The organism is Microbacterium lacticum (genome assembly GCF_006716815.1).
Taxonomy (GTDB): domain Bacteria; phylum Actinomycetota; class Actinomycetes; order Actinomycetales; family Microbacteriaceae; genus Microbacterium; species Microbacterium lacticum.
Genome location: NZ_VFPS01000008.1, coordinates 14,913 through 29,516, shown reverse-complemented (window position 1 = coordinate 29,516; position 14,604 = coordinate 14,913). Strand labels below are relative to the sequence as shown.

11 protein-coding genes are annotated in these 14,604 nt (G+C 72.4%); 9 read left to right on the top strand and 2 right to left on the bottom strand.

Annotation, left to right across the window (positions count from 1 at the left end; translation table 11 throughout):
* Window positions 1-62: 62 nt before the first annotated feature.
* From FHX68_RS14635 to FHX68_RS14605, 7 genes are all read left to right on the top strand, one after another.
* Window positions 63-1,565: a cell division protein PerM gene (locus FHX68_RS14635; protein ID WP_229661388.1), complete on the top strand. Its 1,503-nt coding sequence runs from the start codon at window positions 63-65 to the stop codon at window positions 1,563-1,565.
* Between the two features lie 40 nt (window positions 1,566-1,605).
* On the top strand, window positions 1,606-2,238 hold the full coding sequence (gene purN / locus FHX68_RS14630; protein ID WP_141378846.1) for a phosphoribosylglycinamide formyltransferase: 633 nt from the start codon (window positions 1,606-1,608) through the stop codon (window positions 2,236-2,238).
* Window positions 2,239-2,277: 39 nt separating this feature from the next.
* Window positions 2,278-3,885 (top strand): bifunctional phosphoribosylaminoimidazolecarboxamide formyltransferase/IMP cyclohydrolase, encoded by a 1,608-nt coding sequence (gene purH / locus FHX68_RS14625; protein WP_141378848.1) that lies wholly within the window; start codon window positions 2,278-2,280, stop codon window positions 3,883-3,885.
* 100 nt (window positions 3,886-3,985) lie between these two features.
* A complete protein-coding gene (locus FHX68_RS14620; RefSeq protein WP_141378850.1) occupies window positions 3,986-5,674 on the top strand; it encodes an AlkA N-terminal domain-containing protein in 1,689 nt (562 codons plus the stop codon).
* Entirely contained in the window at window positions 5,671-6,174 is a 504-nt protein-coding gene (locus FHX68_RS14615; RefSeq protein ID WP_141378852.1) for a methylated-DNA--[protein]-cysteine S-methyltransferase, read from the top strand. Before FHX68_RS14620 ends, FHX68_RS14615 begins: the two co-directional genes overlap by 4 nt.
* Before the next feature lie 451 nt (window positions 6,175-6,625).
* A complete protein-coding gene (locus tag FHX68_RS14610) occupies window positions 6,626-8,488 on the top strand; it encodes an ABC transporter ATP-binding protein (RefSeq protein ID WP_141378854.1) in 1,863 nt (620 codons plus the stop codon).
* Entirely contained in the window at window positions 8,485-10,302 is a 1,818-nt protein-coding gene (locus FHX68_RS14605; protein WP_141378856.1) for an ABC transporter ATP-binding protein, read from the top strand. The genes FHX68_RS14610 and FHX68_RS14605 overlap by 4 nt, the downstream gene beginning before the upstream one ends.
* Window positions 10,303-10,454: 152 nt before the next feature.
* Here the strand turns inward: FHX68_RS14605 and FHX68_RS14600 are convergent, their stop codons facing one another.
* Together FHX68_RS14600 and FHX68_RS14595 are read right to left on the bottom strand one after the other, a co-directional pair.
* Window positions 10,455-11,291, bottom strand: a complete 837-nt coding sequence (locus tag FHX68_RS14600) for an endonuclease domain-containing protein (RefSeq protein WP_229661389.1) — start codon at window positions 11,289-11,291, stop codon at window positions 10,455-10,457.
* A 256-nt stretch (window positions 11,292-11,547) separates the two neighbouring features.
* On the bottom strand, window positions 11,548-12,000 hold the full coding sequence (locus FHX68_RS14595; RefSeq protein WP_141378860.1) for a GNAT family N-acetyltransferase: 453 nt from the start codon (window positions 11,998-12,000) through the stop codon (window positions 11,548-11,550).
* A gap of 112 nt (window positions 12,001-12,112) precedes the next feature.
* Here FHX68_RS14595 and FHX68_RS16070 point away from each other — a divergent pair, with 112 nt between their 5' ends.
* Together FHX68_RS16070 and FHX68_RS14585 are read left to right on the top strand one after the other, a co-directional pair.
* Complete coding sequence (locus FHX68_RS16070; RefSeq protein WP_229661390.1) at window positions 12,113-12,313, top strand: response regulator; 201 nt, start codon at window positions 12,113-12,115, stop codon at window positions 12,311-12,313.
* A gap of 43 nt (window positions 12,314-12,356) precedes the next feature.
* The gene (locus FHX68_RS14585; protein WP_141378862.1) at window positions 12,357-14,573 is read left to right on the top strand and encodes an NADP-dependent isocitrate dehydrogenase; all 2,217 of its coding nucleotides are present in this window, start codon (window positions 12,357-12,359) and stop codon (window positions 14,571-14,573) included.
* Window positions 14,574-14,604: the final 31 nt, after the last annotated feature.

Genomic DNA, 14,604 nt, shown 5'->3' with positions numbered 1-14,604 from the left:
CTCCGTCCCCCGCCGCGCGCCCGCACGGCGCGCTCTGCTCGGCTGGGTAGGGTCGAACGCGCATGAATCGCCTTCTCGTCTCTCTCCTGGCCGCCGTCGACGCCCTGGTCGCGGCGGCTGTCGGTGTCGCGGCCGCCCTCGCCCCGCTCACCGTGCTGTGGGTGTTCGGGCTCGGCGGCGGGGCCGACTGGGCGTCGCTCTGGCCGACGTCGGTGCGGCTGTGGCAGCTCGGCCAGCTAGTGCCGCTGCGCATCACCCTCCCGCCGGAGTACCTGAACGCAGTCGGCATCCCCGCCGACGCGGCGACCTTCTGGCTGTCGCTGGCGCCGCTCGCCTTCACCGTCTTCACCGCCGTGTTCGCCGCCCGTTCGGGGGCGCGCGCGGCGCGCGCCGGCGCGTGGGTCGTCGGGGTGGTGACGGGCGCGGTCGTCATGGCGGTGATCGCGTGGCTGCTGTGGCGCAGCTCGGGCAACCCCGTCGCGGCGGTCTACGGCTGGCAGGCACTCCTCCTCCCGACCGCCGTGTTCGCGGTGCCCGCCCTCGCCGGGGCGCTCGTCGGGGCGTGGCGGAACGGCGACGACGGTCTCGTCGACGCGGTGCGTCTGCGCGCCGAGCGCGACCCGCGATGGGCCGGTGTGCCCGAGGCCGCCGCGCGCGGCATCGGCATCGCCGTCGGGGGCTTCGTGGGCGCGGGCGCGCTCATCGTCGCCGTGGCGACGGTGCTGCGCGGCGGCCAGGTGATCGCGCTGTTCGAGGCATCCCACGTCGACGTCGCCGGCGGCGCGCTGCTCGCCCTCGCACAGCTCGCATACCTCCCGACACTGATCGTCTGGGGCGGGGCCTTCGTGGCCGGTCCCGGCTTCGCGCTCGGCACCGGCACTGCCGTCTCGCCGGCGGGCACGAACGTCGGGGTCCTCCCCGGCGTGCCCGCACTCGGCATCGTGCCCGAGACCGCGACACCGTGGATGCTCGTGAGCGTGCTGCTCATCGTCGCGGTCGGCTTCGTCGCCGGCGCCGCCGCGCGCGGCCGCCTGCACCGCGCCGGGCAGGTCGTCGACGAGTCCGCTGGACCGCGATTGGCGGCGGGCGCCGCGATCGTCGTGGGCGGGGCGGCCGGAGCGGCGCTGCTCGCGGCCGTCGCCTCCGGCTCGATCGGGCCCGGACGGCTGGCCGAGGTCGGTCCGGCGCCGGGACCCGTCGCGCTCGCCGTGGGACTGGAGCTGCTCGTCGGCGCCGCGATCGCCCTGTTCGGCCCGACGCGCACGGCGGGCGACGGGCGAGACCACGCCTCGTATTCGGGACACACGGGCGCGACCATGGGTCGCGCGACGGCGGCCGACGCGGGGAACGGCCGGTCGGCGCGCCCGGCGGCGGTGCTGCCGCACTGGGTGTCCGACGTCTCCGGCGAGGGCGACACCGAGCAGTTCGCCCCGTCCGACCTCGACCCGCTCGCCTCGCTCGGCGGTCCCGAGAGGCCCGGCGACGAGCGCGCCGGCGGCACGGACGACGCTCGCGGAGACGCCGGCGCACCCGACGCCGACGAGGGCGAGCAACCTCGCGACTGACCCGGCGGGCGCCGCGACCGCACGCCGGTAGACTGGCCGCGTGCTCACGGTCGCCGTCCTCATCTCGGGCACGGGATCGAACCTGCGTGCCCTGCTCGAAGCCGCAGCGGAGCCCGGATTCCCCGCACGGATCGTCGTCGTCGGCGCCGACCGGCAGGCCGACGGCTTCGCCCACGCAGAGGCGTTCGGCGTGCCGACCGTGCTCGTGCCCTTCCGCGAGTTCGAGACCCGCGAAGAGTGGGGCGACGAGCTGCGCCGGCAGATCGACGTGTGGACGCCCGACCTCGTCGTACTCAGCGGACTCATGCGCCTGCTGCCGGCAGAGCTCGTGGATGCCTGGGCCCCCGCGCTCATCAACACGCACCCCGCGTACCTGCCCGAGTTCCCCGGCGCGCACGGCGTGCGCGACGCGCTCGGGGCGGGCATCGCAGAGACCGGCGCGAGCGTCATCGTCGTCGACAGCGGCGTCGACTCGGGCCCGATCCTCGCCCAGGAGCGCGTGCCGGTGCTCCCCGGCGACACCGAGCACACCCTGCACGAGCGCATCAAACCGGTCGAGCGGCGCCTGCTCATCGAGACGGTCCGCGCCATCGCGACCGGAGAGATCGACCTCGCCGCGTACCGCACCGACGCCGGAGCCGCCGCCGCGGCATCCGACCCCCTCATCCCCTGACCACCTCACGCATCGCGCACCCGAGCACTGGAGTTCCGCATGGCCGGCCCCACCATCGATCCCGCCCTCTACCGCGACCGCGACCTCGTGCCGATCCGGCGCGCGCTGATCTCGGTCAGCGACAAGACCGACGTGCTGCCGCTCGCGCAGGCGCTCGCCGCCGCGGGCGTCGAGCTCGTCTCGACCGGCGGATCGGCGGCGCTCCTGCGCGACGCCGGGCTCGAGGTGAAGGACGTCGCCCAGGTCACCGGGTTCCCCGAGTCGCTCGGCGGGCGCGTCAAAACGCTGCACCCGAGCGTGCACGCGGGCCTGCTCGCCGACCTGCGCCTCGAAGACCACGAGACGCAGCTCGACGAGCTCGGCATCCTGCCCTTCGAGCTCGTCGTCGTGAACCTCTACCCGTTCGTCGAGACCGTCGCCTCCGGGGCGACCGGCGACGCCGTCGTCGAGCAGATCGACATCGGCGGACCCGCCATGGTGCGCGCGTCGGCGAAGAACTTCGCGAACGTCGCCATCGTCGTCTCGCCCGAGTCGTACCCCGCGATCATCGACGCGCTCGCGACCGGCGGCACGACCCTCGCGCAGCGCCGCGACCTCGCCGCCCGCGCGTTCGTGCACACCGCCACCTACGACCGGCACGTCGCGACGTGGTTCGCCGAGGAGAGCCTCGCCGACGAGGGCGACCTGCCGCAGCACCTGACGATCAAGGCCGAGCGGCTCGAGACGCTCCGCTACGGCGAGAACTCGCACCAGCGCGCCGCGATCTACACGCGTGTGGGCGGTCACGGCATCGCCCAGGCGACGCAGCTGCAGGGCAAGGAGATGAGTTACAACAACTATGTCGACGCCGACGCGGCGCTCCGCGCGGCGTTCGACATGGTCAAGCCCGCCGTCGCGATCATCAAGCACGCGAACCCCTGCGGCATCGCGGTCGCCGCCCCCAACGCGCTCGACCCGATCGCCTCGGCGCACCTGCGCGCGCACGAGTGCGACCCGGTGTCGGCGTTCGGCGGCGTGATCGCCGCGAACCGCACCGTGACCCTCAAGATGGCCGAGAACCTGCGCGACATCTTCACCGAGGTGATCGTCGCGCCCGACTTCGAGCCCGAGGCGCTCGAGGTCTTCAAGCTGAAGAAGAACCTGCGCGTTCTGCGCCTGCCCGACAGCTGGCAGCAGGAGCCGATGGACGTGCGCCTCGTCTCGGGCGGACTGCTGCTGCAGGACGCCGACCGGTTCCCCGCCGAGGTCGAATCGCTCGTCGACGGCTGGCAGCTCGTCACCGGTGAGATGCCCGGCGACGACGAGAAGGGCAACCTCGCCTTCGCGTGGAAGGCGTGCCGCGCCGTCAAGTCGAACGCGATCGTGCTGGCCCAGGCATCCGCGACCGTCGGGATCGGCATGGGTCAGGTCAACCGCGTCGACTCGTGCCGCCTCGCCGTCGAGCGGGCGGGCGAGCGCGCCGCGGGGTCGGTCGCGGCATCCGATGCGTTCTTCCCGTTCGCCGACGGGCCGCAGGTGCTGATCGACGCGGGCATCCGTACGATCGTGCAGCCGGGCGGGTCGGTACGCGACCAGGAGGTCATCGACGCGGCGCGCGCCGCCGGCGTGACGATGTTCTTCACCGGCGAGCGGCACTTCTTCCACTGAGGCCCGGTAGGGATCGGGCTCCGGACTGGGCGCCGGGTGGGCGGGCCGTCGTGTCCGAAAACCGCGAGCCGGATGCCGGGGCGCATGACAGGCTGGAGTCATGTCCGCGGCATCCATGACCTTCGACGAGCGCTACCGTGCGATCGACGCGCGAGACGCGCGCTTCGACGGCCAGTTCGTCACCGCCGTGCGCTCGACCGGCATCTACTGCCGTCCGAGCTGCCCGGCGCGCACGCCGAAACCGGGCAACGTCACCTTCTATCCGACCTCCGCCGCCGCGCACGAGGCCGGGTACCGCGCGTGCAAGCGGTGCCTGCCCGAGGCGGCGCCTGGCTCGCCGGAGTGGAACCTCCGCGGCGACGTCGCGGGCCGGGCCATGCGCCTCATCGCCGACGGCGTCGTCGAGCGCGAGGGCGTTCCGGGGCTCGCCGCCCGGCTCGGCTACTCGCCGCGGCACCTCACCCGGCTGCTCACCTCGGAGCTCGGGGCCGGCCCGCTCGCGCTCGCCCGCGCACAGCGCGCCCACACGGCGCGCATGCTGCTCGTCGCGACCGATCTGCCGGCATCCGACGTCGCCTTCTCGGCGGGCTTCGCCAGCGTGCGGCAGTTCAACGACACCGTGCGCGAGGTATTCGGCATGTCGCCGATCGAGCTGCGCGCCCGGCGCGCTCGTGCGGGCGGCGCGGCGGCGCGGGGCGCGGGCGGGGGGCTCGGCGCGGGTGCAGGGTTCGGCTCGACGGGCACGGGCACGGGCACGGGCACGGGCGCAGGGAGCGCGGATGCCGCCGGGGAGGGCGCGGGCGGGGCATCCACCGGCGCGGCGACGCCGGGAGCGATCGAGCTCGCGCTGCCGCACCGCGGGCCGCTCGACGCCGACGGGCTCTTCGCGTGGATGGCCGCGCGCGCCGTCACCGGCGTCGAGAGCGTGACGGCGCACTCCTTCGCCCGCACGATCCGCCTGCCCGGCGGGCCGGCCTGGTTCTCGCTCCGCCTCGACGACGCCGGGCGCGTGCGGCTGAGCGCCCGGCTCACCCACTTGAGCGACCTGCCCGTGCTCATCGCGCGCGCCCGGCGCCTCTTCGACCTCGACGCCGACCCGCTCGCCGTCGACGCGGCGCTGTCGGCGCACCCCGAGCTCGCTCCGCTCGTCGCGCGCGTCCCGGGCATCCGTGTGCCGGGTGCCGCCGACCCGCACGAGATGCTCATCCGCGCGATGGTCGGTCAGCAGATCACGGTGACGGCGGCCACGACGGCGCTGTCCGCCCTCACCGACGCACTGGGGGAGCGGGTCGACGGTTTCGGCGCGCACGACCGGCTGTTCCCGACCATGGCCGCGATCGCCGAGCACGGCGCCGAGGTGCTGCGCGGCCCGGCGGCGCGCATCCGCGCGATCACGGGAGCCGCCGCCGCGCTCGCCGACGGCTCGCTCGTGCTCACGACCGGCGACGACCGCGTCGCGCAGCGGGCGGCCCTGCTCGCCATGCCCGGCATCGGCCCGTGGACGGCCGACTACGTGCGCATGCGGGTGCTCGGCGACCCCGACATCACGCTCCCGGGCGACGTCGCCGTGCGCGCCGGCGCCGCGGCGTCGGGCATCCCGGGGGATCCGCGCGGGTTCGAAGCGTGGGCGGCGCGCACGGCGCCGTGGCGCAGCTACGCCACCGCGCACCTGTGGCGCGCCGTGCCGCCTCGCCAGGCGTCGGGCCGATCCCGCCGCGGCGCCCCTCCCGCCCCTCCACACGACTCCCGCACCACTGATCCGACGACCGGAGAGGGAACCTCCTCATGACCGCCACCATCCAGACCATCCAGACCCTCGACGGCGCGTTCACCCTGTTCGTCGACGAGCGTCAGCGCGTGCTGGCGAGCGGCTGGACCGACGACCACGCCGCGATCGTCGCCCGCGTGCGCACCGCCCCCGCGCGGATCGCCGACGGCGAGACGGATGCCGCGGCGGCGGTCGACCGCTACTACGCCGGCGACGTCGCTGCGATCGACGACGTCGTGGTCGCCCCGCAGGGCACGGCGCTGCAGCTCGCCGGCTGGGCGGCCCTCCGCCGCATCGACCCGGGGGCACCGCTCACCTACGCCGAGTTCGCGACCGTGCTCGGCAACCCGCGGGCCGTGCGGGCCGCGGCATCCATCTGCGCGCGCAACGCGTCCGCGCTGTTCGTGCCGTGCCACCGGGTGCTGCGCACCGGGGGAGGCCTCGGCGGGTTCGCCTGGGGCACGAACGTCAAGCAGGCGCTGCTCGACCGCGAGGCCGCCGCGGCGGCGGCGGCCGCCTGACCCGCGGCGACTGACGGTCACTCGGGGCGCCCGACCGGCTGCCCGCAGCGCCCACCCCGGCGACACCCGAGCCGGCGCCGGACGTTCGCTCTTGCACTCAGCGAACTCTCAGGTCTAGGCTGGAGGGCTGTCGCGTCGTGTCGCACCCGTCCGGGTGAGCGCGCGCGACAGTCCCCGCCCACCGATTCCTGGAGGAAGCCATGTCCACGACCATCGTCGAGACGAAGCCCGCCGTCCTCCGCCCGATCGGCAGCGCGGGAGCGGCGCGACGCCTCGGGTGACGCCCTCGCGTTCCTCATCGGCGGCATAGTCCCGCCGCACGCTGCGTTCTCTTCACTGCGTCCTCCCCGCCGGGGTCACGAGTCTCTTCCGCGCTGCTGCGCAGGAGGCCTGTCCCTTCCCTGACCGCCGACCCGCCTCGTCGGCATCCGCGCCACCACCCCCAAGGATCATGACCTCCGCCACCGAGAGACATCCCACCCTTTCCACTCCCCGGGCCCTCGCCCGGCTCTACCCGTTCGCCAGGCCCGTGCTGCCGCGCCTGGCGCTCGGCGCCGCGAGCGCGCTCGTGGCGAGCCTGCTCGCCCTGTCGATCCCGCTCGTGCTCGAGGTGCTCGTGCAGGGCCCGATCGCCTCGGGTGACCTGACCCAACTCGCCTGGGGCGCGGGGCTCATTCTCGTGCTGGGCCTCCTCGAAGCCCTCATGGTGTGGCTGCGTCGCTGGTTCGTGCTCGGCCCGTCGACGAGCGTCGAGTACGACATGCGCACCGGGTTCTACGAGCGACTGCAGCGCCTGCCGGTCGCCTTCCACGACCGCTGGCAGTCGGGGCAGCTGCTCAGCCGCATGATGCAGGACATCAGCATGCTGCGCCGGTGGCTCGCCTTCGGCGTCGTGCTGCTCGTGGTCAACGTGCTGACCATCGTCGTCGGCATGGCGCTGCTGTTCCGCTGGCACTGGGCGCTCGGGCTCACGTTCCTGCTCGTCTGCGCGCCGCTCTGGTACGCCGGCTACCGGTTCGAGAAGACCTACAGCACGCTCGCTCGGCAGAGTCAGGACCAGGCGGGCGACCTCGCCACGAGCGTCGAGGAGTCGGTCCACGGCATCCGCGTGCTCAAGGCGTTCGGCCGCGGCAAGCACGCGCTCGTCAAGTTCGCCCGGCAGGCCGAGACCCTGCGCGAGACCGAGCTGAGCAAGGCGCGCGCCGTCGGCTGGATCTGGTTCTGGCTGGTGCTGCTGCCCGACCTGGCGTTCGCGCTGTGCCTCGGCGTCGGCATCGTGCTGGTCCAGACCGGGCAGCTGCAGGTCGCCGAGCTCGTCGCGTTCTTCGCGATGGCGACGGTGCTGCGCTGGCCGATGGAGTCGATCGGCTTCCTCTTCTCGTTCCTCCTCGACGCGCGCACCGCGACCGACCGCATCTTCGAGGTGTTCGACGAGGAGAACACGATCACCGATCCCGCCGCGCCGAAGACGATCGCCGAGCCGCGCGGAGCGCTCGCGTTCGAGGGCGTGCACTTCCGGTATCAGGATGCCTCGGCATCCGAGCGCGACCTCCTCGACGGCATCGACCTGGCGCTCGAGCCGGGCGAGACGATGGCGCTCGTCGGGCTCACCGGTTCGGGCAAGACGACTCTCACGACCCTCCCGGCGCGCCTGTACGACGTGACCGGGGGGCGCGTGACGATCGACGGGGTCGACGTGCGCGACCTGACGCTGCACGAGCTGCGCACGCAGGTCGGAATGGCGTTCGAGGACTCGACGCTGTTCTCGCAGACGGTGCGCGAGAACGTGCTGCTCGGGCGGGAAGACCTCGAGCTCGGGACCGCCGAGGCCGAGCGGGTGCTGCGCGAGGCGCTCGCCGTCGCGCAGGCCGGCTTCGTCGACGACCTGCCGCACGGGGTCGACACCGTCATCGGCGAGGAGGGGCTCTCCCTCTCGGGCGGCCAGCGTCAGCGGCTCGCGCTCGCGCGCGCCGTCGCTGCGCGCCCCGCGGTGCTCGTGCTCGACGACCCGCTGTCGGCGCTCGACGTCGACACGGAAGCGCTCGTCGAAGACGCCCTCCGCGAGGTGATGGCCGACACGACGACGCTCGTGATCGCCCACCGCCCCTCCACCGTCACGCTCGCCGACCGGGTCGCCCTCCTCGAAGAGGGGCGCGTCACCGCGGTCGGACGGCACAGCGACCTGCTGCGCGAGAGCGAGCACTACCGCCACGTCATCTCGAGCCTCGAAGAGGCCGAGAACGAGGCATCCGACCGCCGGGCATCCGCCGGCGAGACCGACCGCGAACACGCGAACGAGGAGGTGGCGCGATGACCACGGCATCCGTTGCCGGTACGACCGGTGAAGACCGCTCCGACTACACGCGCGACGAGTCCCGCGCCATCCGCCGCCGCTCGCTGCGCCTGCTCGGGTCGCTCGTCGCGCCGCTGCGCTGGCAGCTCGCGCTCGCCGGCGCCGTGCTCGTCGTCTCGACGGCGCTGCGCGTCGCCGGCCCCGCGCTGATCGCGTACGGGCTCAACACCGCCCTGCCGCAGGTGATCGACTACGGCGATTGGATGCCGACGATCATGATCGTCGCCGTCTACCTGCTCTCCGGAATCGGCGGCGCCGCGCTCATCGGCTGGTACGCCGTCGTCGCGGCGCGGCTCACGCAGGCCGTCATGCTCGATCTGCGCAAGCGCATCTTCGAGCACACGCAGCGGCTGAGTCTGGAGTTCCACGAGTCGTACACGTCGGGCCGGATCATCTCGCGTCAGACGAGCGACCTCGACTCGATCCGCGAGCTGCTCGACGGGGGGCTCAACGAGCTCGTCTCGGGCGTGCTCTACGGCGGGTTCACCCTCGTGGCGCTGCTGCTCATCGACTGGCGATCGGGTCTCGTGCTCGCCGTCGCCGCGGTGCCGCTGTACTTCCTGATGCGCTGGTTCTACGTCAACTCGCAGAAGGCCTACCGCGAGTCGCGGGTCGTGAGCGCCAAGGTGATCGTCAAGTTCGTCGAGACGATGACGGGAATCCGCGCCGTGAAGGCGTTCCGCAAGGAGGAGCGCAACGACGACGAGTTCGGCGACCTGTCGGGCCAGTACCGCGACGTGAACATGCGCTCCCTGCGGCTGTTCGGCACGTTCGAGCCGGGCATGATGGCCGTCTCGGCGTTCGCCGTGGCCGGGGTGCTGCTCTGGGGCGGCGTGCGCGTCGCCGAGGGCACGCTCCTCGTCGGAACCCTGCTGGCCGCCGTGCTGTACGTGCGGAACTTCTTCGCCCCGCTCCAGGAGGTCGCGATGTTCCTCAACTCGTACCAGTCGGCGACGGCGGCGCTCGAGAAGGTCTCCGGCGTCCTCGACGAGGAGCCCACCGTGCCCGATCCGGTCGACCCGGTCGACCTGTGGGAGTCGCGCGGGCACGTCGAGTTCCGCGACGTCGTGTTCGGGTACTCGGGTGATCGCACGATCCTGCCGCACTTCTCGCTCGACATTCCCGCCGGGCAGACCGTCGCCCTCGTCGGCACGACCGGTGCGGGCAAGTCGACGCTCGCGAAGCTCGTGTCGCGGTTCTACGACCCGTCGCGCGGCCAGGTGACGCTCGACGGCGTCGACCTGCGGTCGCTGCACCCGAAGGACCTCCGCCGTGCGATCGTCATGGTCACGCAGGAGGCGTACCTGTTCAGCGGCACGGTCGCCGACAACATCGCCCTCGGCAAGCCCGACGCGACGCTCGACGAGATCAAGGCGGCCGCGCGCGCGGTGGGGGCGGATGCCTTCATCGAGCGCCTGCCCGACGGCTACGGCACCGACGTCAACAAGCGCGGCGGGCGCGTGTCGGCGGGGCAGCGCCAGCTGATCTCGTTCGCCCGCGCGTTCCTGGCCGACCCGGCGGTGCTGATCCTCGACGAGGCGACGGCCTCGCTCGACATCCCCTCGGAGCGGCAGATCCAGCACGCGCTGCAGACGCTCCTCGGGGGGCGGACGGCGATCATCATCGCGCACCGCCTGTCGACGGTCGCGATCGCCGACCGCGTGCTCGTCATGGAGCACGGCGAGATCATCGAGGACGACACCCCCGACGCACTGATCGCGGGCACGGGCAAGTTCGCCCAGCTGCACGCCGCCTGGCGCGAGTCGCTGGTCTGAGGGCGCGCGCCCGCTGTTTGATGGCGGGCGCGGCTGGCGCAGATTCGGAAAACGTCAACAGAATCGGATGCCTGGGGCACAGGCATCCGATTCTGTTGCGTTTATCCGAATCCAGTGGGGGAGCGCGGGGCCGGGGGTGGCGCAGGCCGAGGTCAGTGCTGCAGGTGGAGCTGCTGGGCGAGGGCCCGCGCGATCGCGGCCTCGACGGCGGGCCAGTTGTAGACGACCTCGGTGTAGGAGAAGCGCAGCACGCGGTAGCCGAGGGCCATGAGCGCGCGGTCGTGCGCGAGGTCGCGGGTGCGCTCTGCCGACGAGGAGTGGAAGGCGAACCCGTCGAGCTGCACCACGAGGCGCTCGCCGATGAGCGTGTCGACGTCGTGCCCGGCGAGCGGAACCTGCTGACGGATCTCGAGCCCCCAGGGGCGCAGCCGGTGCACGAAGATCGTCTCGATGCCCGATCCGGAGCTGCCCGTCGCGATCGCGCAGAGCTCCGCCGCGGTGGCGCTGTGCCAACGCACCCGGGTCAGCTCGCCGAGCGGGATGCGGTGCGTGCGCACGGCCGACTCCCACAGCACGAGCGCGGTCTCGCGCGGCAGGCAGTCGGCGACGTGGCGCAGCGTGTCGACGACCGATTCGACGAGGTCGAACGCGCTCACCGGCACGAGCGGCGCGCGCCAATGCGCCGTGACCTCACCGCGCGGTGAGCGCGACCCGCGCCCGACGTGCAGGTGCAGGCCGCCCGGGGCGTCAGGCGGCATCCACCACCCGCGATGCCGCGCCGCCGACACGCACGCGAGCCTGCCGGTCGCTTCGGCCGCCGCGCACAGGTCGGGGGAGGCCGCGGTCGTCGCGACCCAGTAGCGGCGGACGCGGCGCACGGCGCCGGAGGCGACCGCCGAGCGGATCGCCGCGGCGCTCGCCCCGGCATCCAACACCCGCTGTCGGTGGGCGATGCCGCCCGCACCGGTCACGAACCCTGCGATGTCCACTCCGCGAGTCTCGCGCCGCCGCGCGCCGTCGGGGTCACCGTCCGCCCGATCTGTGGACGGATGGCCCGATGTGGCAGTTGGGGAGGAGGCGCCGCCGCCGGCGCGCCCCTGCCAGCAGAATCGCAAAATCGCACCGGATTCGGAATCCTCGCACCGAGGCATCCGATTCTGTCGCGATTCTCCGAATCCGTTGCGGCGCGGTCACGGATCGGCGACGCGCGCGGCGCGAGCCGCCGCAGGCGCGTGGATGCCGGGGTCAGAGCCGGATCTCGGCGACGACCTCGCCGTACTCCGTCTCGTCGACGGGCACGAAGCCGACGCGGGTGAAGAACTGCTCGGGGCCGCCCTGACCCGCCTCGTAGATGACGTCGACGCGGTCCATGCCGCGCGAGCGGGCCTCGTCGAGCAGCTTCTCCACGGCGAAGCGGCCGACGCCGCGGCCCTGGTCGTCGGCATCCACGTTGATGCGCCACAGCACCGAGCGGAACCGGTCTTCGTCGGCGTCATCGTCGAAGTTCGCGCTGACGAATCCGACCACCTCGTCGCCGTCGAGGACGACGCGCTGCCACGCCGTCGCGGGGTTGACCACCGCGCCGGCGACGGCGTAACTGGTCGGGGCGATGAACTGCTCCTGACCGGGTTTCAACGACAGCGCGTTGACCGCGACGATCGTCGTGGCAGACAGTTCCTCGAGGCGCAGCTCGCTCATGACCACAGGTTATCGGGTCGCTGCGGGTGCGGGCATCGTCCATTCGTCGGGAATATGACCGCCCGGCGCGGAGGCGGAGCAGGGCGATTCGCGGCTCGGCTATCGTGAAGCCGTGAGCAGCGGATGGGTGCGCCGCGTGCTGGTCGTCGAAGACCAGGCGGCACTCCGGCTGCTCGTCTGCGAGATGCTCGCGCAGCGCGGCTGGGAGACGGCCGCGGCCGCAGGCCGCGGGGAGCCGCACGACGCGGCATCCCTCCCACCACCGCCGCGGGAAAGTATCTCGACATCGAGATACTTTCCCGCTGTGCGGTAGGGTGGAAAGCGATCCCGCGACGCTCGATAGAGGAAGATCCCACGTGCCTGAGTCCACCATCATCTACACCCACACCGACGAAGCACCGGCCCTGGCCACCGCCTCCTTCCTCCCGATCGTGAAGGCCTTCGCCGGGCAGGCCGGCGTCGAGATCGACACCCGCGACATCTCGCTCGCCGGTCGCATCCTCGCTGCATTCCCGCAGGCGCTCACGCCCGATCAGCAGGTGGGCGACGCCCTCGCCGAGCTCGGCGGGCTCGCGACGCTCCCCGAGGCGAACATCATCAAGCTGCCGAACATCTCGGCATCCATCCCGCAGCTGAAGGCCGCGATCGCCGAGCTCCAGGTGCAGGGCTACGACATCCCCGACTACCCCGACGACGCGTCGACCGTCGAGGAGAAGGACATCCGCGCGCGCTACGACCGCATCAAGGGCTCCGCGGTCAACCCCGTGCTGCGCGAGGGCAACAGCGACCGCCGCGCGCCGCTCGCCGTGAAGAACTACGCGAAGAAGCACCCGCACCGCAACAAGCCGTTCGCGGCGGGCTCGAAGACGCGCGTCGCCACGATGGGCCACGACGACTTCAAGAGCAACGAGAAGAGCTGGATCGCCGCCCACGACGACGTGCTCACGATCCGCCACACCGCCACCGACGGCACCGTCACGGTGCTGAAGGACGGCCTCAAGGTGCTGCCGCGCGAGGTCATCGACGCGACATTCCTGTCGGCCAAGGCGCTCGACGCGTTCCTCGCCGACACGATCGCGCAGGCGAAGGCCGAGAACGTCCTGTACTCGGTGCACCTCAAGGCCACGATGATGAAGGTCAGCGACCCCATCATCTTCGGCCACGTCGTGCGCGCCTTCTTCGCCGACGTCTTCGACACCTACGGGGCTGAGCTCACCGAGGCAGGCCTGAACGGCAACAACGGCCTCGGCTCGATCCTCTCCGGCCTCGGCGAGCTGGGCGACGGCGACGCCATCTCGGCGCGCATCGCCCAGGACCTCGAGAACGGCCCGCGCCTGTCGTACGTCAACAGCGACAAGGGCATCACGAACCTGCACGTCCCCTCGGACGTCATCGTCGACGCCTCCATGCCCGCGCTCATCCGCAACGGCGGCAAGCTGTGGGGCAAGGACGGCGAGGAGGAGGACACCATCGCGGTGATCCCCGACTCGTCGTACGCCGGTGTCTACCAGGCGGTCATCGAGGACGTCATCGCGAACGGACCGCTCGACCCCGCGACGATCGGCACGGTGCCCAACGTCGGCCTCATGGCTCAGGCCGCCGAGGAGTACGGCAGCCACGACAAGACCTTCGAGGTCCCGTCGGACGGCGTCGTCGAGGTGCTCGACTCGGACGGCACGGTGCTCATCGAGCACCACGTCGAGAAGGGCGATATCTGGCGCGCCACGCAGACCAAGCACATCGCGATCATGGACTGGGTGCGCCTCGCCGTCACCCGGGCCCGTGCGACCGGCGTGCCGGCCGTGTTCTGGCTCGACGTCAACCGCGCCCACGACGCGCAGCTGATCGGCAAGGTGCACCAGGCCCTCGCGACGCTCGACACGGGTGACGTGACGATCGTGATCCTGCCGCCCGACGAGGCGACGCGGTACACGCTCGCGCGTCTCCGCAAGGGCGAGGACACGATCTCGGTCACCGGCAACGTGCTGCGCGACTACCTGACCGACCTCTTCCCGATCCTCGAGGTCGGCACGTCGGCCAAGATGCTCTCGATCGTGCCCCTGCTCGCCGGCGGCGGCCTGTTCGAGACGGGCGCCGGCGGTTCGGCGCCCAAGCACGTGCAGCAGCTGCTCAGCGAGGACTACCTGCGGTGGGACTCGCTGGGCGAGTTCTTCGCCCTCGCGGCCTCCTTCGAGCACCTCGCGGAGTACACCGGCAATGCGAAGGCGAAGATCCTCGCCGACACGCTGGATGCCGCGACGGGCACGTTCCTCGAGAACGACCGCTCGCCGGGGCGCGCCCTCGGGACGATCGACAACCGCGGCAGCCACTTCTATCTGGGGCTGTACTGGGCGCAGGAGCTCGCCGGTCAGACCGCCGACGCCGACCTCGCCGCAGCCTTCGCGCCGATCGCGCAGAAGCTGACGGATGCCGAGGCCGAGATCGTCGCCGAGCTGAACGCCGTGCAGGGCAGCCCCGTCGACATCGGCGGCTACTACCACCCCGACGAGGCGAAGGTCGCGGCCGTTATGCGCCCGTCGGCGACGCTCAACGCGGTGATCGACGCCCTCTGAGGCGGGAAGTGCGAAGCGGCGGATGCCTCGG